Annotated in this window: 17 protein-coding genes; 6 read left to right on the top strand and 11 right to left on the bottom strand. The window is 40.5% G+C overall.

Annotated features, from left to right (window positions below):
- Positions 1 to 29 precede the first annotated feature (29 nt).
- The 9 genes from IR083_RS17650 to polA form a co-directional block, all read right to left on the bottom strand.
- Positions 30 to 809, bottom strand: a complete 780-nt coding sequence (locus IR083_RS17650) for a radical SAM protein (RefSeq protein WP_194225284.1) — start codon at positions 807 to 809, stop codon at positions 30 to 32.
- Positions 810 to 1140: 331 nt separating this feature from the next.
- The gene (locus IR083_RS17645) at positions 1141 to 1584 is read right to left on the bottom strand and encodes a YqaA family protein (protein WP_194225283.1); all 444 of its coding nucleotides are present in this window, start codon (positions 1582 to 1584) and stop codon (positions 1141 to 1143) included.
- Entirely contained in the window at positions 1577 to 1786 is a 210-nt protein-coding gene (locus IR083_RS17640; protein ID WP_006800319.1) for a hypothetical protein, read from the bottom strand. The genes IR083_RS17645 and IR083_RS17640 overlap by 8 nt, the downstream gene beginning before the upstream one ends.
- A 4-nt stretch (positions 1787 to 1790) precedes the next feature.
- Positions 1791 to 3482: a YfhO family protein gene (locus tag IR083_RS17635; RefSeq protein ID WP_194225282.1), complete on the bottom strand. Its 1692-nt coding sequence runs from the start codon at positions 3480 to 3482 to the stop codon at positions 1791 to 1793.
- Positions 3479 to 5167, bottom strand: a complete 1689-nt coding sequence (locus IR083_RS17630) for a hypothetical protein (protein WP_194225281.1) — start codon at positions 5165 to 5167, stop codon at positions 3479 to 3481. The genes IR083_RS17635 and IR083_RS17630 overlap by 4 nt, the downstream gene beginning before the upstream one ends.
- A gap of 74 nt (positions 5168 to 5241) precedes the next feature.
- Positions 5242 to 6915 carry a hypothetical protein gene (locus IR083_RS17625; protein WP_194225280.1) on the bottom strand — a complete coding sequence of 558 codons (1674 nt, stop codon included), beginning with the start codon at positions 6913 to 6915 and terminating at the stop codon, positions 5242 to 5244.
- A complete protein-coding gene (locus tag IR083_RS17620; protein WP_194225279.1) occupies positions 6912 to 8609 on the bottom strand; it encodes a 6-pyruvoyl-tetrahydropterin synthase-related protein in 1698 nt (565 codons plus the stop codon). The genes IR083_RS17625 and IR083_RS17620 overlap by 4 nt, the downstream gene beginning before the upstream one ends.
- Positions 8581 to 10311: a 6-pyruvoyl-tetrahydropterin synthase-related protein gene (locus IR083_RS17615; RefSeq protein WP_194225278.1), complete on the bottom strand. Its 1731-nt coding sequence runs from the start codon at positions 10309 to 10311 to the stop codon at positions 8581 to 8583. The genes IR083_RS17620 and IR083_RS17615 overlap by 29 nt, the downstream gene beginning before the upstream one ends.
- 20 nt (positions 10312 to 10331) lie before the next feature.
- A complete protein-coding gene (gene polA, locus IR083_RS17610; protein WP_006800312.1) occupies positions 10332 to 13127 on the bottom strand; it encodes a DNA polymerase I in 2796 nt (931 codons plus the stop codon).
- Between the two features lie 239 nt (positions 13128 to 13366).
- Here polA and IR083_RS17605 point away from each other — a divergent pair, with 239 nt between their 5' ends.
- Positions 13367 to 14290 (top strand): TIGR01212 family radical SAM protein, encoded by a 924-nt coding sequence (locus IR083_RS17605; protein ID WP_006800311.1) that lies wholly within the window; start codon positions 13367 to 13369, stop codon positions 14288 to 14290.
- Between the two features lie 2 nt (positions 14291 to 14292).
- On the opposite strand, the gene IR083_RS17600 is transcribed toward IR083_RS17605, so the two are convergent.
- Positions 14293 to 18210 carry a hypothetical protein gene (locus IR083_RS17600; protein ID WP_194225277.1) on the bottom strand — a complete coding sequence of 1306 codons (3918 nt, stop codon included), beginning with the start codon at positions 18208 to 18210 and terminating at the stop codon, positions 14293 to 14295.
- Between the two features lie 85 nt (positions 18211 to 18295).
- Positions 18296 to 19489: a bifunctional phosphopantothenoylcysteine decarboxylase/phosphopantothenate--cysteine ligase CoaBC gene (gene coaBC, locus IR083_RS17595; protein WP_006800309.1), complete on the bottom strand. Its 1194-nt coding sequence runs from the start codon at positions 19487 to 19489 to the stop codon at positions 18296 to 18298.
- A 281-nt stretch (positions 19490 to 19770) separates the two neighbouring features.
- On the opposite strand from coaBC, the gene IR083_RS17590 reads away from it, so the two are divergent.
- The 5 genes from IR083_RS17590 to IR083_RS24680 all read left to right on the top strand — a co-directional run bounded on the left by IR083_RS17590 (position 19771) and on the right by IR083_RS24680 (position 24352).
- Positions 19771 to 21141 (top strand): MFS transporter, encoded by a 1371-nt coding sequence (locus tag IR083_RS17590; protein ID WP_006800308.1) that lies wholly within the window; start codon positions 19771 to 19773, stop codon positions 21139 to 21141.
- 73 nt (positions 21142 to 21214) lie between these two features.
- Complete coding sequence (locus IR083_RS17585) at positions 21215 to 22981, top strand: peptide MFS transporter (protein ID WP_194225276.1); 1767 nt, start codon at positions 21215 to 21217, stop codon at positions 22979 to 22981.
- 61 nt (positions 22982 to 23042) lie between these two features.
- Positions 23043 to 23543 carry a DNA-deoxyinosine glycosylase gene (locus IR083_RS17580; RefSeq protein WP_006800306.1) on the top strand — a complete coding sequence of 167 codons (501 nt, stop codon included), beginning with the start codon at positions 23043 to 23045 and terminating at the stop codon, positions 23541 to 23543.
- 145 nt (positions 23544 to 23688) lie between these two features.
- Positions 23689 to 24135: a hypothetical protein gene (locus IR083_RS17575; protein ID WP_242052470.1), complete on the top strand. Its 447-nt coding sequence runs from the start codon at positions 23689 to 23691 to the stop codon at positions 24133 to 24135.
- The gene (locus IR083_RS24680) at positions 24122 to 24352 is read left to right on the top strand and encodes a hypothetical protein (protein ID WP_242052469.1); all 231 of its coding nucleotides are present in this window, start codon (positions 24122 to 24124) and stop codon (positions 24350 to 24352) included. The genes IR083_RS17575 and IR083_RS24680 overlap by 14 nt, the downstream gene beginning before the upstream one ends.
- Positions 24353 to 24533 lie beyond the last annotated feature (181 nt).

Below are 24533 nucleotides of genomic sequence, written 5' to 3'. Positions count from 1 at the left end.
TTTATAGAGTTGTTGATTATCAATATTACTTAACCTGCAACATTGACTTTTATTCCTAATTCTTCGATACGTTTTGCGATTTCCTTTAACTTCTCCACAGAAACTTTCTCAAGATTCTTTTCGGGCGTTTCCCTGTCGATCGTATATATCATCACTTCGCGTGGATTTGTTTCTTTTACTATTTGCAGCCATGCCGAAATTTCCTCTTCTGTAGTATTGTCCACAATTTTTCCATTGTGACTCCCTGTTACAAACATTGTTTGCATAATAAAATTGCCTTTGAAACGCTTAAATAGCTCCTTTTGTTTTTCGACGCTGTATTCCGGTGAGTTGGGGCGATCTATCAGGCGTATAGTTTCCAGTATACCTGAGTCGAGCTTAAGTATATTATTGTCTACCTTTTCCAGCGCGTCAAAAACCGTCTTCTTTCCTGCATGCATGGCGTTGGACAGCACACTGATCTTTGCTTTGGGGAAATATTTGTCCCGTAATTCTATCGTATCGTCTATGATTCCGGCAAATTGAGGATGCATAGTCGGCTCGCCGTTTCCTGCGAAGGTGATAACGTCAATATCGGCATTTTCTTCGCGGAGCCGGATAAGTTTATCTTCAAGCGCAGCCTTTACATTTTCGCGGTCGGGAAGTTTTGTTCTCGTCCTGAAGTCTTTGTTATACCCGCATTCACAGTAGATACAGTCGAATGAGCATAACTTCCCGTCGTAGGGGAGGAGGTTCATCCCCAGCGAACTGCCGAGACGCCGGCTGTGTATAGGTCCAAAAACTATTTCGTGGAATAATATAGTTGACATTAGTTTGTTCTATTAAAAAAATAATTTAGCATTATCAATGTTCAAAAAACCTGACAAAGTTGACACTTTTTACACTATTTTCCAATTGTCAACTTTTACGCCCTTTGCGTTAAAAGAGTTAGTTATTGGAGTGTACTATTTTTGTTAAAATCTGACATATCTGACATTTTTGAATCAGTTAACAGTAGCTGACGCATCAGTGGCCTATCTCTAGAAAAAGTTACAAAAGTTACATTTTTTACACTATTTTTCATTACTAGCTTTCCTTTCTCCGACTGTTCACTGTTCACCGATTTAAGTATAGATAAACTTCCCCAATAAATATACATCATCATATAATCCAACTCACACCATACATAATCAATATATACCGCAACAATTTACCCGAGAACATCGCCACATTGACAATATATACATTTGCCCGCATATAGCCCAAAGCCAGCGCGATGATATCGCCCACAACAGGCATGAAACTGAAAAAGGCCATTATCGCTCCTTTTCCTTCTAGCCATTGCTGCATCTTTTCTATCTTGCCCCGGTCTACTTTCAGGTATTTTTCTATCCATTCTATTTTTCCCAGACGGCCCAGGTAATAGTTGGTCATACCTCCCAGCCAGTTACCTACTGAGGCTACAATGACACATCCCCAGGCATTCATCCCCATAGCCAAAAGCCCGGCAAAGACAAATTCCGACCCGAACGGCAGAATAGTTGCCGCCAGGAAAGATGCCAGAAAAAGGCCGATATAACCATATTCGACGAAGCCGTCAAGCATGCATCTTGTAGTATATGAAGAGGGCGAAAAGGGGTGCTATTATGCACAGGCCTATGCCTGCTTTTTTTACCCACGATTCAGTCTTCAGGCTTTCTTCGTCATATTTGGCCTTGCGCATGAGCGAGCGCGGGCTGATAATCATAAAGATGCCGAAAATGAGCATGAATATGGCGTATATGTAATCCCAGTTAGAATATTGCATTGCATTACGTTTTAAATGGTTTCTTTCTTCTTTGTATAAGAATATAAATACATAATGCAAATATAGCGAGAATGGAAATACCGAAGCTCACTTTTTGAATAATTGTACCTTCGTAATATACTTTCACATTACCCGTTTCATTCACAGGTATCTGTATAAGACCGTGTGTGCTTTGGGTGATTGGCAGCTCTTTCTCGTTCAGGAGTGCAGTGTAGCCTTTGTAGTAGAAGAGCGGAAGTTCCAGTGAATCCGTGCTTTGTGCATTTATCCTGATATGCAGTATATGCTTGTCCCGGCTGTGGCTTTCAACCACCGTATTTCCATTTATGGAAGCAATACTGTCGCCTCTGAGAAGAATGTGATAAGCAGATTCTGCTTTATCGGGAACATATTCGGCCCCATTCAGGTAGAAAAAATTGCTTGCATCAGGTTTTTCGTTGGTTTGCCCGATATGGGTATGCATAATCCTGTAATTATCGTTGTGCATATATATTACGATGGAAGTACATAGGATAACCGCTAAAACCACAATAAAACGGACTTTTTCTTTCACAAATATCCTCGATAGATAATACCCCCCTGCCACGGCAAAGAAGAATGTCACCAGTAGGTACAACCGTCCCGGATACTGGATAAAAGACAACAGGGTGAACGGAAACCGTCCCCACGGGAATAACTGCGAAGATGCAAAAATATAAAACAACCCGATAAGCAGCCCGATATCCACACTTTTCAGCAGTTCTGATTTACCCCTGATAAAGAAACGAAGCAGAATAACCGAAGTCAGCAAAATACCGATGCCTACTATCGATATATCGTCAGGATAATAGAATCCGCTCACCAACCCCCAGAAAACATAATCGAGGGGAATCTTGGCATTGGCAGGCAGCGTCCAATTGTTGGTCTCATAGCGGTATGTGTTTGCCTGCATCTGCTCCCATAGCGGAAATATATAGACTGCTGTAATGGCTAAGGTGACAATTCCCGCGAGAATGAGGTAAGCGAATCTTTTGGGTTCTTTTATCAATGGTTTACAGTAGAAAATAAGTACTATCACAACTGTAATAAATGTGAGAACCGTAGAGATAACATGTGAAAAAATAAGCAGACTGAAACCAATGGCAATAATATACCATTTCTTATAATCGCCTTTAATTATATGGTAAAGTCCCAGAAATACCAGGGGAATAAATGTAAAGGCAAAGACTTCGCCCATGGCACCACGGTTGTAAATATCATAGAAGCGATAGACGGAGAATGTATAGAGTATCCCTGCAACAAAAGCTGCAAACGAACTCTTATATATTGTTTTCACCGCAGAATACATGAATATTCCGCAAAGAATGGTCATGGTAAACAGCATCACTTCGAAGGCGTTGTACGAACCGATAAGGACACCCAATATAGCAAAAGGAATCAATATGATATCGGAGTAGAATACCTTGCTCAGATAGCCGTAATTGAGTGCCGCAGCATAGTCTATATAATGAGGAAAAGTTCCTTCCCGAAGCGCGGTAATCAGTGCCTCGAAACGTTTCAGGTGAAAGTAATAGTCATAGCCCGGATGCTCGTACACCGCGCCGAAGACTTCTGTCATATAAAATGAAAGAAGTATCAATGTGGTAAAGAAAACCCAGAAATGGGATTTCTTATTCGCAGCTATGGTTGCTATAAGACTATTTATTTTATTCATCATTTGTTTACATCACTCCGTTTGCGATTAGAGACAAAGATATATATTATCAGCCCAATAGTGCTCAATATGGAAATATACCAGCTATATTGCTGTGTGGCTGTCCATCTGTAAACGACCTCTATTTGCCCCGATTTACCGGCTTCAATCTGTACCAATCCGTTTTCACTTTCAGTAACGGGCATTCCATTCTTTTTATCTAAATATGAGGCTTCGTATCCTTTGTAATATACCAATGGCAGTTCCAATTTACTCGGATTCTTTATATCTATATCAAATGAAGTTACACCTTCTTTTCTTGTAAAATTAGAGATGACAGTTTCTTCATTTTTCGATATCACTATATCTCCCCGCTCATGTATATAATGGTGTGACGGCACATTTACAGGAAGATATTCCAGTCCGCCCAGATAATATTCATTGTCTACCGAGGCAACTCCTGTGAACCAATGCGGAGCTTCACTTATGGCCAGTGATTGCCAGTATTTATAATTGTTATTGTTTACAATGAAAGTAATAAGAGTAAAAAGGACAATCACACTTCCCGCAACAATCTGCTGTTTTCTGTTTCTTACTATCACAGATAAGTAATATGCTCCGCCGATAGCAAAGAAAAATATAATAAATTCATACAACCGCCACGGGAACTGGATGAATCCGAGTGGCAGCCGTCCCCAAGGGAAAACAGCGGAAGCAATGACAAGCAGAATAATCCCGGTTAAAAGGCAAAAATCAGCGACCTTGACAGATGAATTCTTCTCTTTTACAAATAACCTTAATAGTACAAGTAAAAAAAGCAACGGGCCTGTGCCGGCCATATTTTCAGTTTTGGGATATAATATTCCGCTGAGAAATCCCCAGCCGAGGTCTTGCAAACCGAGTTTGGTTTGTCCGGTTATGTTTTCTTTTGTGCTGTAATAGAATGTATTGGATGTCATTTGTTCCAGCAGTGTCAGTATATAGCTGCTTACGATAGGTAGGGTAATTATTGCAGCCAGTGCTAAGTAGCCTATCCGCTTGGGCTCTTTTATCAGTGGTTTATAGCAGATGATGACAATAAGGGCAAGGGTAATAAAGGTAAGGAACGATGATAGCAGATGTGTATAAATAAGCAGGCTATATCCGATTGTCAGCAAATACCATTTTCTGTAATCACCCTTTATGATGTGGTAAAGCCCGAGGAATATAACAGGCAGGAACGTGAATGAAAGCGATTCGCCCAGAGCTGCACGGTTATACCAGTCGAACAGATGATAAGCCGAAAATGTATATAGAATTGCGCTTACCGATGCTACGAATGTATTCCTGAATACTGTATTCACTGCAATATATGTGAGCAATCCGCAGAGGAATGTCATGGTAAAAATCATCACATTATATGCTGCGATTGTCCCTGTGAGGATACCCAATGCCGCAAACGGCAATATTATTAGGTCGGGATAAAATCCTTTGGTGAAATAGCCGTAGCCTTCAAGAGCGTTGTAGTCTAAGTAAATAGGGTAATTACCCGATTTCAACGCATCAATCAGCACATTGAACCTCCCTATGTTGAAGAAATAGTCGTGCCCTGCATATGCGGATACCGGCCCGAACCAGCATACCATAAACAGGGATAAGGCGAATAATAATGACAGGAATATCCAAAATGAATATTTACTGTCTGTTTTTATGTCGTTTACACTATTCATTCACTATTTCTATTTTTCTTTTTAGCTTGTAGGGGCAAATAAATATTTGCCCATCGATTGTTTCGGGCGAATATTTATTCGCCCCTACTTATTTTTCTTTTAGAAAAGAAAATATAGACACACAAGCTGAGGATACTGAGTAAGGTTATTATCCAGCTCAGTTTCTGGATTGTTGTTCCCCCGTAATACACTTTTATGTCGCCTGATTTATTTACAGGTATTTGTACCAGCCCGTTGTCACTTTCGCTTACAGAGATGTTTTCACCGTTCAGTTTCGCCGTGTATCCTTTGTAGTATATCAGGGGTAATTCCAGATTATCTGTACGGTTTGTTTCAGTATGGAAAGTTATTACGGCTTTATCTCTTTTCAGATTAGAAATATTGCTGTGACCGCTCTTTACAGAATCACCCCTTTCAATAAGGTATTCTATCGATGGAACCTTTACAGGCAGGTACTCCAAGCCGATAAGGTGATAACGGTTCTCCGGTAATGCTTCTCTTTTTATATCTTCGGTAATCCTTGTGTCATGATACAGTTTCGCATCATTCATCAGGACAAACAAAGTACAGATAACGACTAATCCACCGGCTATCAATCTACGCGGATTCGATTTCAGAAGCAACGCCAGATAATAGCCACCCGCAACAGCAAAGAAATACGATGCAAATTCGTATAGCCGCCATGGTATCTGAATTATGGCCAGCTTATTAAAAGGGAACATAGACCACGGAAACCAATAGGAGGACATGCACACATATACAAGCCCGATAATCACGCCTGTATCTACACTCTTTAACCGTGCGGATTTTCCGGATACAAATAACCGTAATAAAATACCACATGTCAGTAATAAGCCGATGGCCGGGGTGAACGTCCGCAAAGGATATATAATGCCCATAAATAAGCCTGAAATAATGGCTGAAGTTCCTAATAGTGAGTCCTCCATCGACATCAGCGGGTTCATTTCATAATAGAAAGAATTGGAACTCAACTGTTCTATCATCGGAAATAATGCATAGCTGATTACCGGTATAGTAACAATACCCGCTATGATCAGATATTTAATCCGTTTCGGCTCTTTGAGAATAGACTTGTAATATATCAATACTAATATTACTACAGTTATGAACATAAGCAGGGTAGACAGGGCATGATTGAAAAATAGCAGGCTGAAAGCAATGGTAAGGATATACCATTTTTTATAATCGCCTTTTATAATTTCATAGATACCCAATATAGCCAGAGGTACGAATGTGAAAGAGATAGCCTCTCCCAATGCTCCCCGGTGAAATACATCAAGCAGGCGATACAGGGCGAATGTATATAAAATGGCTGATATAGCTGCCGCATACGAACTTTTGTAAATACGATTGACCGCTATATATGTAAACACCCCGCACAATACCGTCATTGTAAATACTGTGAAATGGTAAGCGAAATCCAGATTTGTCAGATTTCCTATTATTGCAAATGGGATAAGTACAAAATCGGGATAAAAGCCTTTCGTGAAATAGCCGTAACCTTCAATAGCTGTATAATCCGTATAGATGAGGAACGGGCTTTCTTTTATGCCGTCCATAAGTGCCTGCAATCTCCTGAAATGAAAGTAAGAATCGTGCCCGGGGATGAACGGAAGATAGAAATATACCATAGCCAATGATAGGAGTATCAGTACAAAAAAGAATATCCAAAAGTGGCTTTTCTTTTTTGCAGCTATTTTATCGGCTATATCTCTTAGAAGATTCATTTATTGTCCGTGTTAATTCCTTCTGTCGGTTTTCGCCTTTGCAAAAATATATAAATACAGGTTGCGAAGATACCTGCAAGTGTTATAAAATAACTTATTTTCTGAATAACAGTCCCTCCATAATATACCTGTATATGCCCTGATTGTTCGATAGGCAGCTGTACTAACCCGTTTTCACTTTCCGTAACCGGTATTTCCTTATCATTTAGCGTGGCAGTATATCCTTTGTAATAAATCAATGGTAGTTCGGTCACTTCATTGCTGTTTATACTTATATCGAATGAAGTAATACCCATTTCTTTATTCTTGTTAGAAATAATGGTTCCCTCATATTTCGTCCCGATGCTATCCCCTCGTTGGTGCATGTACTCGATAGACGGAACGCTCGACGGAATATATTCCAATCCGCCCAGATGGTAGTCATTATTGAATGTAGCTACTTGGGTAATAGGACGCCCACAGCGATACATTTCATACGATTTGGCATCGTTAGTCATAATCAATACTAAAAGTATAACAACCGTAAATGCTGTTGCAAGTTTTCGTTTGCTCGATTTTAGTATCAGTGATAAATAATATCCTCCGGCAACTGCAAAAAAGAAACTTGTGAATTCGAAGAGCCGCCACGCCATCTGTATAAAGTTCAGCTTATTGAACGGGAAAACAGACCACGGGAACAATGGGGAAGAGGCTACAATATATACCAATCCGATGATAACCCCTATATCGGCACTTCGTAATTCAGGTGATTTCTTATAAACGAACAACCGTAGCGCGGCAGCACCTGTAAGCAGAAAACCTACTCCCGGAATGAAGGCTTGTGCTGGTGTAACAATCCCTGTAAACATACCCCAAATAATCCAATGGAAAGGGAGTGCCGAGTCCTGCGTTTTTGCCATTAATTCGCGGCTTTCATAATAGAATGTAGTGGTTATTGCCTGTTCCAGCATCGGGAAAAGATAATAGGCTGTGATTATAAGAGTGGTGATTCCCGCCACTACGAGGTATAGAAATCGTTTAGGTTCTTTTATCAGCGATTTATAATAGATAATAAGGAATATAAGCAAGGTGAAGAACATCAGCACGGAAGATATCAGGTGAGTGAAAATCATCAGGCTGAAGCCTATTGCCAGAATATACCATTTTTTATAATCTCCTTTGATAATATGATAAAGCCCAAGGAAGACAATCGGGATAAATGTGAATGTAAGCGTTTCGCCCAGTGCCGCCCGGTGATACAAATCCAGTAAGCGGTATATGCAGAAGGTATATAGCAAAGCAGCTATTGCGGCGGCAAACGGCTTTTTATAAATACGATTTACAGTGATATATGTAAATACCCCGCATAAGACCGTCATTGTAAATACCATAAACTGATAAGCAAACTCAAGATTTGTCAGATTGCCGATGAGTGCGAAAGGAATCAGCACGAAGTCGGGATAGAATGCTTTTGTGAAATAACCGTATCCATCGATGGCGTTATAGTCGAGATAGATAAGCATAGGGCTCGTTTTCACCCCATCCATCAAAGCCTGTAACCGTCTGTAATGAAAGAAAAAATCCTGCCCCGGGCAAAGCGGCTGGTATAGATACATCATCACCGCCGAAAGAAACAATAGTAAAGCAAAGAACAACCAGAAGTGGCTTTTCTTATTTGTTGCTATCTTATCGGGGATGCGGCTGAACCAGTCCATTTTTCTTTTTTCTGTTTAGTAAAGTTATATAAACACACAAAGATAATATACTTATCAGAGATATGTATATACTTATTCTTTGAATCGTTGTTCCTCCATACCAGGTTCTTACTTCTCCCGATTCATTTACAGGTATATTTACAAAGGCCATGTGACCTTGCATTACATGCAATTCTTCCCCGTTGAGGGTAGCTGTGTACCCGAGGTAATAAAGTAGAGGCAGTGTCAGGGTATCCGGTTTATTTAACGATACATTAAATACGACTGTATTATATTCGCGCCTCAGATTGCTGATTATAGTACTTTCGTCCTTTCCTTCTACTTTCTCTCCTCTGGTGTGGGAATAATGAATGTCTTCCAATGCAGACGGTAAATATTCGCGTCCGATGAGCCTATATCCGTTCTCGTATGTCGGTTCTAATGCTAAAGTTCTTACATCGGCCGGTAAATCCTTCGATGAATCGTGAGATTTATAGTTCTCGCTTTGCACATATATTGTTGCCATTGTTACAAGAATAATTATTACAGAAGCTATCAACCGCTGCTTATTCTTTATAATTACCAAAGATAAATAATAGGCTCCCGCTATGGCAAAGAAATAAGATACAAATTCATATAGCCGCCACGGATATTGTATGAAAGAAAGTAAGCTGAACGGAAACCGTCCCCAGGGAAAAATACGAGAAATGGCTATGATAAAGCATATTCCGATTATTACGCCAATATCCACACTTTTCAGCTTATCATCTTTTTTTCTTTTAATGAAAAAGCGAAAAAACAGAAGCAGTGTAAGCACAATGCCAACCCCCGTCCACAGTTCTTTTTCCGGATAGGCTAATCCACTAATAAATCCCCATAATATATAGTCAAACCCTACCTTTCCATATCCGGCTCCCCCTCCCGGACTATGCGTATTCAGATAGAAGGAATCGGACGACAATTGTTCCAGCATCGGGAAAGTATAGTAAGATGTGATAGCGATAGTTGCTACACCCGCTAAAATAAGATAGAGAAGGCGTTTAGGCTCTTTTATTAATGATTTGGAATAGATTATCAACAGGATAAACAGTGAGACAAACATCAGCACCGATGCAATGGCGTGCGTATATATAAGCAGGCTGTAGCCGATAGCAACTACATACCACTTCCTGTAATCACCTTTTATGATATAGTAAACTCCGAGGAATACGATGGGCAGGAATGTAAAAGACAAGGCTTCGGCCAGCGCCCCCCGTTGATAAAAATCGTACAGGCGGTAAACGGCAAAGGTATAGAGTATAGCTGCTATGGATGCGGTATATGAGCTTTTGTAAACGACATTGACTGTGTGATACATAAATACGCCGCACAGGATGGTCATAGTAAACACCATCAGATCGTAAGCGAAATACACACTTGTAAAAGTGCCTATAAGGGCAAAGGGAACCATGATGATATCGGAATAGAATCCTTTGGTGAAATAACCATATCCGTCCACATTGCCGAAATCGACATAAAACGAAGGGTAAACTCCATGTTCTAATGCGTCAATCAATGTGTACAACCGTCTGTAATGAAAACTGAAATCGAAACCGGAATAGGAAGACGACGAACCGAAGCAAAACATCATGAACAATGTGAGAAAAACCAAAACCGCAAAGAATATGCAATATTGGCTTTTCTTATTCGATTGTATTTCCCTCAATAGGTTATCGATATTCATGCATCAGACACTGTTTGTAATTAATGCGCCTCCAGCCAGTTTTTCCCTTTTCCACAATCAGCTTTCAATGGAACGACCAGCTTATAGGCATTTTCCATTTCCTCTATCACTATCTTCTGCACTTTATCCAGTTCATTGCTTTCCACATTGAAGTTCAATTCGTCATGTACTTGCAGGATCATTTTCGATTTGATATTTTCCCGTTCAAAACGGTCGAATATACGATTCATCGCCACTTTGATAATATCGGCGGCACTTCCTTGTATAGGCGCGTTTATCGCGTTTCGTTCGGCATATCCGCGTACAGTCGTATTCCGTGAATTAATGTCCGGCAGATAGCGTTTACGGCCGAAAACAGTTTCCACATAATTATTTGTACGGGCTACGGATATACTCTTGTCCATGTACTCCTTTACCTTCGGATAAGTGGCAAAATAGCCGTCTATCAATTCTTTGGCCTCTCCGCGAGGGATAGATAAGCGTTCCGCTAATCCGAAAACCGATATGCCATAAATGATACCGAAGTTGGCAGTCTTAGCTTTACGGCGCATATCGCCTGTTACTTCGCTGATCGGGATCTTATATATTTTGGCAGCAGTAGCGGCGTGAATATCCTCTCCGCTGTTGAACGCATCGATCATTGTAGGGTCCTGGCTCAGGTGTGCCATTATGCGGAGTTCAATCTGTGAATAGTCGGCCGAGAAGAAGATACACGCCTCATCTGCAATGAATGCCTTGCGTATTTCTTTCCCCTGCGCGTCGCGGATCGGTATATTTTGCAGATTCGGATTGCTCGAACTTAACCGCCCTGTTGCAGTTACCGTTTGGTTATAAGATGTATGCAGTTTATCATCGAGCGGACTTACAAGCAGAGGCAATGCATCGATATAGGTGCTCAACAATTTTTTCAGTCCACGGTATTCGAGGATCTTACCTACAATGGAATGAGCATCTTTCATGCTTTCCAGTGTTTCTTCACTGGTCACATACTGGCCTGTTTTGGTTTTTTTCGGTTTCTCTACAATCTTGAGTTTATCGAAAAGAACTTCACCTACCTGCTTAGCAGAATTGATATTGAACTCCTGTTCAGCAGCTTTATATATTTCCGATTCTATCCCTTGCAACTCTAGTGTCAGCGTTTTTGAATATTCGGCTAACGCCGTTTTATCGAGGCGTACACCGGTATATTCCATATCGGCAAGCACATAGATCAATGGTAATTCTATATCATATAGCAATTTACCTAAATCCTGTTTTTCTATAGCCTTTTCAAGTATTGCTTTAAGCTTCAGTGTAATATCGGCATCCTCGCAGGCATAGTCCTTTATCTGGTCGGGACGCAGGCTCCGCATATTGAGCTGGTTTTTACCCCTCGATCCTATAAGTTCGTCGATATGGATGGTTTTATATTTCAGATAAGTCTCTGCCATATAATCCATATTATGACGCAACTCCGGATTGATGAGGTAGTGTGCAATCATGGTATCGAAGAGCCTGCCCCGCACATGGATGCCATACTTCTTCAATACAATGATGTCGTATTTTATATTCTGTCCTATTTTCTCTGTTTCCCCATTCTCGAAAAACGGCCTGAATTGCTCTACAATGGCTTTGGCCTTTTCAAAATCCGCAGGTACAGGCACATAGTAGGCTTCTCCTTCCCTGAAAGCGAATGACATACCCACCAGTTCGCTCACATTCGGATCAAGTCCTGTGGTTTCCGTATCGAAGCAACAAGATTGTTGTGAGGCTATTGTTTTTGCTAAATTGGCGATTTCATCGTCTTTTTCTACTAAATGATAAGTATGTGGGATATCCTTCAGTTCCTGCAATCCTGAATAGTTGACTGTATCCGCCGACTCGGCTTTTGGTGGCAGTAATTCCGCGAATAGATCGCCTTGTATAGCTTCGTGCGTGGTTGTTATCCGTACAGGATTTGCTGGAGTGCCGTCTTTTTTCAATACACGGTTTATAAGTGTTCTGAACTCCAGTTCTTCAAACAAGTTAGAGAGCTTCTCAGCGTTGATTTCCTGACGTTTAAACTCATTCTTATTGAATTCGATAGGAACATCCGTTTTGATGGTTGCCAGGAATTTAGAGAAAATAATTTGTTCTTTGTTTTCTTCCAATCTTAACTTCAGTGTGCCTTTCAGATCGGCTGTATGCTCGAGCAGATTTTCAATGGTACCATATTCCTCCAGTAATTTCTGCGCGGTTTTTGGCCCCACACCCGGACATCCGGGTATGTTATCGGAGGCATCGCCCATTAGCCCGAGTAGATCTATCATCTGTCCGGGAGATGACAGTTCATACTTTTCCATGATTGCCTTGGCATCGAGCGTGTCAAATCCTGTTCCTGCAAACTTCGGCTTATACATGAATATATGGTCGCTGGTTAGCTGCCCGTAATCTTTGTCGGGGGTCATCATATACACATCGAAGTTTTCCTTCTCGGCTTTCTTTGCGATTGTACCGATTACATCATCCGCCTCATAGCGGGCGACTTCCAGTTCCTTGATATTATAAGCGGCTATAATTTCCTTAATAAGAGGTACTGCTGCTCGTATATCTTCGGGTGTTTCCTGTCGTTGAGCTTTGTAGAGTTCGTAGGCATCGTGCCGGAAGGTACCGCCGGGCGGGTCGAATGCAACGGCTATATGCGTCGGGTTTTCCTTACGAAGCAATTCTTCCAGTGTATTCACAAATCCGAATACCGCGGATGTATTCTGCCCTTTCGAGTTTACTCTGGGACTTTTGATAAAAGCATAATATGAACGGTATATTAATGCGTAAGCGTCTAATAGAAATAATTTCATCGGGATAAATTAAAAATTGGTGACAAGTTACGGAAAAAGCAGCGAATTACAAAAGGGAAATTTTTGTTCGGAGGGTATAACGGATGAAATTATTAGAAGAGATTTTTGACATTGTCTGACTAAGTATTCTGTAAAAGAAATATGTACTCTCTTACTCCTTCCTTAAATATAAATAACATGCTAAGAAACAAAACGTCGGACCTTATTGTTACCTTTGCACACAGATTCGAATACGACTAATGGATAATAGATATTATAAAGAATTTGGAACTCTTCTGTCCAAACATTTCCCTTTTAAAGTTCAGAAAATCTCGATTAATGCGGGGTTTACATGCCCAAACCGTGATGGCTCGAAAGCTGTAGGCGGGTGCACATACTGCAACAATCAGAGTTTTAGTCCCGGATATGGAGGAAAACAGCGTAGCGTAAGCGACCAGTTGAGGGATGGCATCGCTTTCTTCTCCTACAAGTATCCCGAAATGAAATACCTTGCTTATTTTCAGTCCTACACAAATACATATGACAGTATCGATAAGCTGATTTCGTTATATGAGGAAGCCCTTTCATATTCCGGCGTCGTGGGGCTGATAATAGGTACCCGCCCCGATTGTATGCCTGACGAATTACTCGATTATTTCGCAGAACTGAATAAGCGAACATTCCTTGTAATAGAATATGGATTGGAGTCGACACTCGATTCTACTCTCGAATTTATCAACCGCGGGCATACGCATGCCGAAAGTGTGGACGCTATCCATAAAACAGCCGCGAAAGGTATTTATACAGGTGCCCATCTCATATTGGGACTGCCCAACGAGAGTCGAGATCAGATATTGGCACACGCCGATGAAGTATCTAAACTTCCCCTGACTACGCTAAAATTACATCAGTTACAGCTGATAAAGGGAACGGTTATGGCAAAGCAATATCGTGAGTATCCCGAATGGTTCAACCTGTTTGATGTAGATGATTATATCGACTTAATCATTGATTTTTCGGAAAGGCTAAATCCTGATTTTATTATCGAGCGTTTTATTTCGCAGTCACCTAAACAGCTACTTATCGCTCCCGATTGGGGCTTGAAAAATTTCGAATTCACCGCTAAAGTTCTGAAGAGATTTGCAGAAAGGGAGACATGGCAGGGACGGCTTTTTTATAAATGATCTTATTTAAGTACTTCCGGTCTTATATCTTCCTGCGATATAGAAGGCTTGTTATCTTTTTTACCTGTGAAGAAGTTTTTTACTTTAGAGAAGAAACCGGTAACTTTTTTCGCAAAATTCTGTTTTTTCTGGGATACACCGACGGATTCCACAACGGCAGGTTGCAATATCTGCCAGAAATAATTAAATGTTGAATGATATGGGTCTCTTTCTATATAGAGATAGGGTTCACGTGGTTTTGAACTCTCTTTGTTCGGATTGTTTGACCGCAGGAATGCATTTGCTATATTAGTGACAAATTTATTTGAAGACTCCGGGTCATCGCCTTTCAGTATATTTATCCTTAAATCATTGTAGAGGAATTTCATTCCTACAGATGCATTCATGCTTGACGCTTCTGTCCTGAAAGTCAAATCTTTGAGTGTCCCACTCGTTATTTCCGCTTTGGCCAATGGGGTTATAATCCGGTTCAGGTCACGCAAATCGAAGCGATGCAAATGTGCATCCAAAACAAAGCAGTCATAATCGGGGCTGACAGACATATCCCATTTTGCAGTAAAATAACCTGTCCCCATAAGGTTGCCGTTTGCATTGAGATGCATGTATTGCTGAGGATGTAAGGCTATGTTGGTCAGTCCGTCTATACGGGCGTTCATCCCCATGAATGAAATTTGCCCCGGTACAGTTCCATTCTTAGGCAATTCTTCATATATAACAGAGAAATTGGAAACATCGGTCGTATCTATAGATATCCGGAACGGAAGATCATATAATTTTGTATAAATAAGAGGTTGGAGTTTAGGCGGTGTATATATCTTTTTATTTTTCAAATTCTGAAGCATAACGTCTTTTACTACAAGTTGCTTAGCTTCCAGTATATTATCTGAGAAATAGCGTTGGTAATCGACGCCCGAAAGGCTGATATTCCCTGTGGTGACATCGAACCAATCCATGTGTGTCGGATGCTTATAAGCAAAGTCCATTTTGGGGTAAGCAGATGTCATTTTTATACCCGAAAGAGCCAAACTCGCATTTCTCTTGTTTATATCTATCTCTCCTATATCAATTGTATAGAAGCCATCCATAATTGGGAAGTGCAGGTTATTAGTATTAAAGCGGATATCTTCCATGTCTACTTTCCGGGCATCGGCATCGATGAAGAATCCCGACAGGACAAGATTAGTCGTATTTACTGTTTGTTGTTTTTGTTGCTTTCCATCCGGAGAATGCTCGTAGTTTATATGTGCGTCTGCCAGATTGAATTTCTTAATTGATAATTTATTTATATACGGGCGCAATGAAGAATACAGGTCGGTATCCGAAGATTCTTTTTTCTGTACCGGAATACTATCGCCGGAATTACTCTTTCTTATATCCAGAGTCGGTTTTGTTATGTTGACAGAAGCCATGTCCAGGAATGATTTTCCAGTCAGGTGATTCCAATCAATACCGGATAAATTAAAATCCTCCAATTCGGCTTTGAAATTGATTTCCGGCTTTTGGATATTAAATGCTCCATTGGAGAGGGTGAACGTTCCTATAGTTACTTTTTTTCCAAAGATTTTTAATAATTCGTCTATATCCCCGCGATTACCTTTCGTTTGCAGATTGTTCTCTGAGGGAGGACCTATCTGTTTCGCAATATAGTCTACTTTGGGAGACTCTAGAACAAACTTATCTATTCTGAAATCCTTGTTTAAATCCCATTGTAACGAATGTAGCTGTAAAGCCTGTAATGTTGTTTGCAGGCTATCGCGGGATACCCGGTTGATATAAGATACCTGCACATTCTTTAGGTCTATATTATCGGCAACCAGACTTTTTATAACAGAAGTTGTTTTATAGGAAGAAGTTTCATTATCCTTATTTATCGCTGAGTTGGCGGTTTTAATGATTTGTATCCGCGGCGAATTAATTTCAAGGGATTTTATCTTCGCTTTTTCTTTATTCAGATAGCTGTCGTTGTCGAACCCTTTCACCCTTATCAGTGGGATATCGATATCGTAATAAGTTGCCGGAGCTTTATCCCATGTATTTTCCTGAGGGATCAGTTTTACATCCCGCAATAGTAACAGTCCCGTTAAGGTCGAAATATTGGTATCTTTTATCTGTAATCTGTAATGCTTTCCCGGCAGAATGTTGTCGAAATCTTTAAATGAAAGTCCGATATCGTCGCAGGTGAATAAGTATTTTTCTGTCTTTCGGGTCCCTTCATCAATCAGGAATTTTACCGCATAGAAATTCAGTTTCTGCAAGCGGAAATTATCTTTAGAGCCTAAGTCATGTATAATAATATTCGCATTTGTCAGATTTATGTTTTTCACAGATAAATAGTTTGCATAAGGATTGAATATATCCAAAGCGTCATCGGATATTTCTATTTCGTCTTTTTTCGATGAATCCGGCTTATTCTTCTTTTTTACTTTAAAATACCTGATATTGGGCGATTCTATCTTGAGTTGCTCTGCCGAGACGCCTGTGTCGTAATTCAGGCCATCGATCCGGATTGATTTTATAGTACCCGAAAAATAATCTTTTCGCGCATTTACGGTTGATATGGGATTAACTCTTATATCAGAGATATTGAAGTGTTTACTTTCTGTGTTGAGCGTTAGGGCAGCTATATTTACATTTGAATTATTGCTGGCAATGAGTCCCTTTATATTGGTTGCCTCCATGGCAAAATTATCGACATACCAGAATCTTTTTTGCTTTTCAGATAAGGAATCGATAACGAAATTCTTTGCGTGGAAATCAAATTGCTCTAAAGAATATTTGTCAGACCTGCCGTCTTGAGTAAACGTATAGTGGAACTTGGTTTTTTCAATACCGATTTTTCCAATGGATACACTTTGGAGAATCGGTGATGTAATACTGTACAGGGACCATGTCTGATCATTGTTCACATTATTTTGCTTCAAAGAATCTCCATCCTGAGCGTTAGATTTATCTTTCACACTATAATATTGAATATCTGTGGAAGAAATATCGAAAGAGTCGGCATTCAGATAATTCAAAGCCTTTTCCCGTTTAAATTTAACTCCTTTAATAAATACCGATTTTATAGTCGCATCCAGATACGCGCCGGCTTTCTCCGTCCTGCCCGCCCAGAAGTCATCGGTCGGATGCAGGTGCACGCCTTCTATCTGTACCAGTTCGTCAATTGTACTCAACTTAATGTTTCTTGTATTCAGGATAAGCTGGTTGCTGTATAATAATTGCTGAGGTTTGTCTGCCGTAAATTCAAAGTTATCACAATAGAGTAATTTCCCCGATGAATACGAATCCTTATCCAGCCTGAATCCGTAAGCATTAAAATTTGCATCGCTAAGTGCGTATTGAACCGGAGAAATAGAGTCTTCGACGATATAATAGATATTAGCGCTCCCCAAATTTATTTGCTTCACGGTCAGGACATCTATATATGTCGAGATCATCTGGTATAATGTTTCCCGCTCTTTATTTTGTTGCCCATCTAATGATGATTTCAGAGAAGAATGTAATTGTGGTTGAAAGACTTTTATATCAGGAGATTTAAGTTCGAACAGGCTAAAATCCAGATTCTTATAATTCCTGCGCCATGTAAGGTTTATTCCTTTGAAGTGAATCTTATCTATTTTTACTTTGTAGTAGAGGTCGGGTAGACTGTCTCCGTTTTTCCATTTTTCGAAAACGACCGAGTCGGGAATGAGTTCAACCCCATTGATTATCAGTTCCCCGCTAAAGAATCCGACAGAAAGGTGATCGTATGAAAAACTGTAGAAGCCATTTGTCGCTTTCGAAACTTCTTCCCTGAATTTTTGCCTCAGGCTGTCTTCCAACTGATAGGTCAGATACCAGTTAAGGCCAAATCCGCCTGCAATGAGTAATGCAAGTGTGATAAGTATGATCCTTAGTCTCTTCTTCCCTTTTTTAGTCATTAAACAATGTCGTTTTGTTTAGTTATCTTATTATCAACAAATACAGGGAGGATTTGTTTTCCGGTTATCAGCCGGATAAAAGAGTTTAGAGGAAGGTTTCGTCTATAATATCGGAAGCGACGTCTTTTTTCGATTTCAAGCCAAAGTCTTTTCGTTCTCCGTTACGGTTGAGTATTGCTATTTTGTTTGTATCGTATTTGAATCCTGCTCCTGCATCATTTAAAGAGTTAAGTACGATGAAATCGAGGTTTTTCTTCACAATCTTTTTCAGTGCATTGTTCTCCTCATCATTCGTCTCCAAAGCAAACCCGACAAGAAGCTGGTTTGCCTTTTTCATTTTACCCAGTGATGCCGCAATATCTTTGTTTGGTACAAGTGATATATTAAGTATATCACCGCTCCTCTTTACTTTTTCCGCATACTGCTCTTCGGGGCGGAAATCAGCAACCGCCGCGCATAATATAGCCGCGTCCATTGCAGGAAAAGCCTTTACGGAAGCATTATACATTTCTTCCGCAGATTCTACATCTATACGTGTAATGTTAGGGTGATTTACCTTTAGTGATACAGGGCCTGCAATTAAGGTAACTTCAGCTCCCCGGCCTGCGCATTCTTCGGCAAGGGCAAAACCCATCTTTCCCGATGAATAGTTGCCGATAAAGCGAACCGGGTCTATCCGTTCATAAGTGGGTCCGGCTGTTATCAGTATTTTTTTTTTTGAAAGGGTTTCCTGCTTCGTAAAGAAATCCTCGACAGCCGCAAGAATTTTTTCCGGTTCTTCCATTCTTCCCTTGCCTATCAGATGGCTTGCGAGTTCTCCGGAAGCAGGTTCGATAATAATGTTTCCGTACGAGCGCAGTATTTCGAGGTTGCGGGATGTTGCGGGATGGGCAAACATATCCAAGTCCATGGCGGGCGCAATCATCACAGGCGCTTTCATCGACATATATGTAGTAATGAGCATATTGTCGGCTACTCCATTCGCCATTTTACCCAAGGTGGAGGCTGTTGCAGGAGCAATAAGCATGAGGTCTGCCCATTGGCCGAGATCGACATGGCTGTGCCAGGTACCGTCGTTAGCGGTAAAAAATTCGCTGACGACAGGTTTTCCTGTAAGTGCCGACAATGTGACGGGAGTAATAAACTCTTTCCCGGACGGGGTAATTACGATCTGCACTTCCGCGCCGGCCTTAATCAAAAGACGGGCCAGTGATGCTGCTTTGTATGCCGCGATGCTGCCTGTAATACCTAATACGATATGTTTATCTTTCAGTGTCATATTTCCGATACATTTTGAGAGCAAAGATACGGTTAATAGAAATATGAGTGTTCAAATGGATATAAAATTTATTTAAATCTTAGGGTCACCGGCCTACTTATTACTTTTGTCGCTTCAATAAAAATAGCTGATTACGATTAAATAATATCGCATGAAATATTTCTTTAATGTATTTAACGTATCAAATGTCTATGTTTTAGGGTGTCAAACTATACTTTTCTAATTCTTTTACATACTTTTGCCTAGCAAAAATTTAAAACAATCACTTAATCAAGCAAAAAATGACCGAAATACTAAGACAAAAACTAAGCGACTCGAAGGCAGCCCGATTTGCCGTTCTGGGTGTTGTAGCGCTAACCATGTTTTGCGGCTACTTCATAACAGATGTTATGGCTCCGTTGAAACCTTTACTGGAAAGTGAATTTGGATGGCAAAGTTCCGATTACGGATTTTTTACCAGTGCTTATGGCTGGTTCAATGTATTTCTTCTTATGCTTATTTTTGGAGGGATTATTCTCGATAAAATGGGTGTTCGTTTTACAGGCTTAGGTGCATGTATTCTGATGGTTGCAGGATGCTCGTTGAAATATTACTCCGTTGCTTACGGCTCTACTTTCGAGGGAACTCTTTTAGGTGTAAACTCACAGGTTATGCTCGCCAGTATCGGATTCGCTATTTTTGGTATGGGTGTTGAAATTGCCGGCATTACAGTAACGAAAGTTATTGTAAGATGGTTTAAAGGACATGAAATGGCTCTGGCTATGGGGTTGCAAGTCTCGGTTGCCCGTATTGGTACAACACTGGCTTTGTCGGCTGCATTTCCAATGGCAAAATACTTTGGTAATATCTCTGCTCCTATATTATTCGGATTGGTTTTGCTTTGCGTAGGGCTGATTTCTTATCTTGTGTTCTGTGTTATGGATAAGAAACTTGATAAATCTCTCACTGAGACAAATGAAGAGCCGTCAGAACCATTTAAAGTATCGGATATTCTCTTCATCGTCAAAAATAAAGGTTTCTGGTTGATTGCCTTTTTATGTGTATTGTTCTATTCAGCTGTATTTCCATTTTTGAAATATGCAGTGGATTTAATGATTAATAAATATAATGTAGAACCTGAATTTGCTGGTAATATTCCAGCAATACTTCCTTTCGGAGCAATACTTCTTACTCCGCTTTTTGGTGGGATATATGATAAAAAAGGTAAGGGTGCTACTATTATGATTATCGGGGCATTATTATTGATTGTGGTGCATTCTTTATTTGCTGCTCCCATCCTTAATGTATGGTGGTTTGCTACGGCCCTGATGGTGCTTCTGGGAATTGGTTTTTCTTTGGTTCCTTCGGCGATGTGGCCTTCTGTACCGAAAATTATCCCTGAAAATAAATTAGGAACAGCGTATGCTCTTATTTTCTGGGTTCAGAACTGGGGGTTGATGGGTGTTCCGTATGTGATAGGCATTGTGTTGGAAAAATATTGCATTACAGGTCAGCGTATAGTTGATGGAAAAACAGTAAATCTGTATGACTACACTCTCCCCATGATTATCTTCACCTGTTTTGGCGTACTCGCCCTCATAGTCGCTTTCCTGCTGAAACGCGAGGACAAGAAAAAAGGTTATGGGCTGGAATTACCAAACATAAAAAAATAAAACTGAAAATCCGGTTCCTCAAAACAACCGGATTTTTTATTTTACCGGTTTTAAATAGATATACTTTATATAAATGACTCCCGAAATAGAAACAACTCCAAAAGGACATCCCAAAGGACTATACCTGATCTTCGCCACCGAGATGTGGGAACGGTTCAGCTATTATGGAATGAGGGCTCTCTTTGTATTGTATATGACAAAGGCGCTGCTCTTCGATAAGGCGTATGGCGCGCAGATATACGGCAGCTATACAGGCCTTGTATACCTCACTCCGCTGATTGGCGGATACATTGCCGATCGCTATTGGGGAAACCGCCGCTCTATCATAGCAGGTGCTTTGCTCATGGCAATGGGACAATTCCTTATGTTTCTTTCCGGCTGTTATTTCGAGAACGTGGAGCTGGCTACCACACTGATGTTTTCGGGGTTGGGATTCCTTATATTCGGCAATGGCTTCTTCAAGCCTAATATTTCTACCATGGTGGGACAATTGTACAAGCCGGATGATAAACGGAAGGACTCGGCCTATACGATCTTCTATATGGGAGTGAATACCGGATCGTTCTTTGCCCCCATTGTTTGTGGAGTCTTAGGAGATACGGGGCATCCGGCCGACTTTAAGTGGGGGTTTCTTGCCGCCTGCATCGGTATGTTGCTCGGTGTTGTTGTTTTTATCCTCTTAAAAGATAAATACCTCCGAACTCCGGAGGGAGAGGCGATAGGTGTCATTCCTAATAGCCGGGACACACGGCGGATGGAAGCAGAGAAGAAACCCGAAGGAGACACTCCGGCTGTAGCAAAGAATAAGTCGACAATCAAACTGTCCGTTATATGGGGTACAGTCTGGATTGGTTTATTTGTTTTGCTTTATACGGTGTTGAAGACCGATATCATAGGGTCTATTATATTTTCTCTCGCTATTGCGGCGCCCGGATATGTAATATCGGACCCGTCACTGACTAAAATAGAGAGGTCGCGTATCTGGGTAATTTATATTATCGCTTTTTTCGTGATATTCTTCTGGTCGGCATTCGAACAGGCCGGGGCATCGTTGACCTATTTTGCGGAAGAGCAAACCGACAGGTATGTATGGTTGTTTGACTGGACTATACCGACATCTTATTTCCAGTCGGTAAATGCTGTTGCCATTATCATCTTCGCACCTGTCTTTGTCGCCATCTGGACAAAGCTGAGCAAAAAAGGAAAAGAGCCTGCCTCCCCTTATAAACAGTCGATAGGTTTATTCCTGCTGGCAATCGGTTACCTGATCATCGCTTTTGGCGTGAAAGGCCTTGCGCCGGGTATAAAAGTAAGCATGATCTGGCTGATAAGCCTTTACACCATACATACATTCGGTGAACTCTGTTTATCCCCGATAGGATTGTCGATGGTGAATAAACTGGCTCCAATACGATTTGCCTCTCTGCTGATGGCAATCTGGTATATGAGTACATCGGCTGCCAATAAATTTTCGGGCACATTGAGCAGCTATTATCCAGAGCCGCTTATCGAACTGGCAGCAGTGCAATCGGTGGAAAAAGAAAATACCTTAACTTTGTTACCCGAAGAGTTTGAGAAGGATATTACCGAAAAAGACGGGGCAAAAGTCATTCCTTTCGACCGGATAATGTTCTATAAAGTAGAGGATAAAACTTTGAAAGCTGAAATACAAAATTCACTGGAAAAACAACAGTTGGAGAATCCGAAAGTATTTATGGGATACAGAATCTCCAATCTCTATGATTTCTTTATGCTCTTCGTATTTATGGCCGGGGCAGCGTCTGTGATTCTGTTCTTTTTGTCAAAGCGTTTGATGAAAATGATGCATGGGATAAAATGACGATTCGGTTAACAAGAGATTGAAAAATTACATTTTATTCAGTTAACTTGCAGCTAAAAGGATGAGAAAAATAGCTTTTGAACCAATAGCCAACGAAAAATCGCGAATATTGATTCTGGGGACGATGCCCAGCGAAGAGTCTTTGCGTAAACAGGAACGTTACGGACATAAAAGCAACCAGTTTTGGAAGATTATTTTCACTTTATTTGACAAGCCGTTGCCGGACAGCTATGCAGAAAAAAATGCTTTGCTTGAAGAGAATAATATCGCTATCTGGGATGTTCTTGAATCATGCGAAGGAACAGGAAGCCTCGATAGCAGTATTAAGAATGAAAAGCCGAACGATTTCAAAAAGTTTTTCAGAAAATATCCTCAGATTAAACACATCTTTTTTACAAGCAAGAAGGCTGAAGAATTTTATAGAAGATATGTCGGCTTCGATGAAAACAGGATATTTATTACACTGCCTTCTCCCAGCCCCGCCAATGCACGGATGACACTTGCCGAAAAGATTGAAAAGTGGCAGGTTTTTATTGATGCCGTAAAGGCTCATCGTACATGACAAAAATATCATTTTCTGTTTGTACTCTTTATATTCACAACTTTGTGCGAGCAGGGGTATCTCCCGTTCGGGATATTCGATATTCAACAACTGTTAAAATTTTGCATGAATAGAAATCCCGTTTATCTATACCATAAAAAACATTATGGCAAAGTATGGAGCAGAATTAACAGAAAAAATTGTAAGCCTGATAGAAGACGAGTTTTTCACAGTATCGCAGGTATGTAAGGCAACAGGCATCAGCCGTCAGACTTTTTACTACTGGATGGATACAAAAGAGGAATTTCGCCGGGAGATAGAAGAGGCGATGGCACACCGCGAAGCTGAAATGATAACAATGGTACAGGCTTCACTGAAAAAGAAACTCGAAGGCTATTATACAACAGTAGAAAAGGATATTTATGTTCCTGATGAATATACAGGGGAAGTTGTCTTTAAACAAAAAACGATAACGAAGAAAGAATGCCCTCCCGACCTGAAAACAATAAAGATGTTGCTGGAAAGGCAGGATAAGAAGGATAGCCCCTCCCGGTCTCCCCAAGGGGAGGAGAAATTCGCCGGAGGATACATAATTAAAGATGAACCCGATTAAAGATGAACCCGAAACTTTAGAGGAAAAAGAAGAATCGGCAGAAGAAATATTAGAAACCTGTGTTGAATCTATTACAGATTTCCCTCCGAAAAAGGAGTATATAGAAAGGAGTATGAAAAAGCTGACTTCTTCGCAAAAAAGAAAAGCCGAACACAAAAAGAAGAAAAATATGACAACCGAAAAGATTAAGAAAAGTGTCAGATTTGTCAGATTTTAACATTCTCTTATGGATTAGTTGTCACGACTTTTAAGTAATGGATAATACTTTCTTTTATTTGTTAATGCCAATTAGTAGAGACAGTATATTGTAGTATAAAATTGTTCTATTTTTTCTAACGCGCCAGCCGGCTTGTTTTTCTTAACTTTTTCTTGATAAAAAGTTACAAAAATCAAGGCTG

The organism is Dysgonomonas sp. GY75, assembly GCF_015234155.1.
Classification (GTDB): Bacteria; Bacteroidota; Bacteroidia; order Bacteroidales; family Dysgonomonadaceae; genus Dysgonomonas; species Dysgonomonas gadei.
Note: the sequence above shows the minus strand (reverse complement) of the source record. Positions and strands in the feature narration are given on the sequence as shown.

Excerpts from the sequence above, each read along its gene's own strand:
- IR083_RS17650 (WP_194225284.1), bottom strand. The coding sequence starts at position 809 with ATGTCAACTATATTATTCCACGAAATAGTTTTTGGACCTATACACAGC.
- IR083_RS17600 (WP_194225277.1), bottom strand. The coding sequence starts at position 18,210 with ATGACTAAAAAAGGGAAGAAGAGACTAAGGATCATACTTATCACACTT.
- IR083_RS17580 (WP_006800306.1), top strand. The coding sequence starts at position 23,043 with ATGAGAAAAATAGCTTTTGAACCAATAGCCAACGAAAAATCGCGAATA.
- IR083_RS17575 (WP_242052470.1), top strand. The coding sequence starts at position 23,689 with ATGGCAAAGTATGGAGCAGAATTAACAGAAAAAATTGTAAGCCTGATA.
- IR083_RS17645 (WP_194225283.1), bottom strand. The coding sequence starts at position 1,584 with ATGCTTGACGGCTTCGTCGAATATGGTTATATCGGCCTTTTTCTGGCA.
- IR083_RS17585 (WP_194225276.1), top strand. The coding sequence starts at position 21,215 with ATGACTCCCGAAATAGAAACAACTCCAAAAGGACATCCCAAAGGACTA.
- IR083_RS17630 (WP_194225281.1), bottom strand. The coding sequence starts at position 5,167 with ATGAATAGTGTAAACGACATAAAAACAGACAGTAAATATTCATTTTGG.
- IR083_RS17590 (WP_006800308.1), top strand. The coding sequence starts at position 19,771 with ATGACCGAAATACTAAGACAAAAACTAAGCGACTCGAAGGCAGCCCGA.
- IR083_RS17635 (WP_194225282.1), bottom strand. The coding sequence starts at position 3,482 with ATGATGAATAAAATAAATAGTCTTATAGCAACCATAGCTGCGAATAAG.
- polA (WP_006800312.1), bottom strand. The coding sequence starts at position 13,127 with ATGAAATTATTTCTATTAGACGCTTACGCATTAATATACCGTTCATAT.
- IR083_RS17620 (WP_194225279.1), bottom strand. The coding sequence starts at position 8,609 with ATGGACTGGTTCAGCCGCATCCCCGATAAGATAGCAACAAATAAGAAA.
- coaBC (WP_006800309.1), bottom strand. The coding sequence starts at position 19,489 with ATGACACTGAAAGATAAACATATCGTATTAGGTATTACAGGCAGCATC.
- IR083_RS17605 (WP_006800311.1), top strand. The coding sequence starts at position 13,367 with ATGGATAATAGATATTATAAAGAATTTGGAACTCTTCTGTCCAAACAT.
- IR083_RS17615 (WP_194225278.1), bottom strand. The coding sequence starts at position 10,311 with ATGAATATCGATAACCTATTGAGGGAAATACAATCGAATAAGAAAAGC.
- IR083_RS24680 (WP_242052469.1), top strand. The coding sequence starts at position 24,122 with ATGAACCCGATTAAAGATGAACCCGAAACTTTAGAGGAAAAAGAAGAA.
- IR083_RS17625 (WP_194225280.1), bottom strand. The coding sequence starts at position 6,915 with ATGAATCTTCTAAGAGATATAGCCGATAAAATAGCTGCAAAAAAGAAA.
- IR083_RS17640 (WP_006800319.1), bottom strand. The coding sequence starts at position 1,786 with ATGCAATATTCTAACTGGGATTACATATACGCCATATTCATGCTCATT.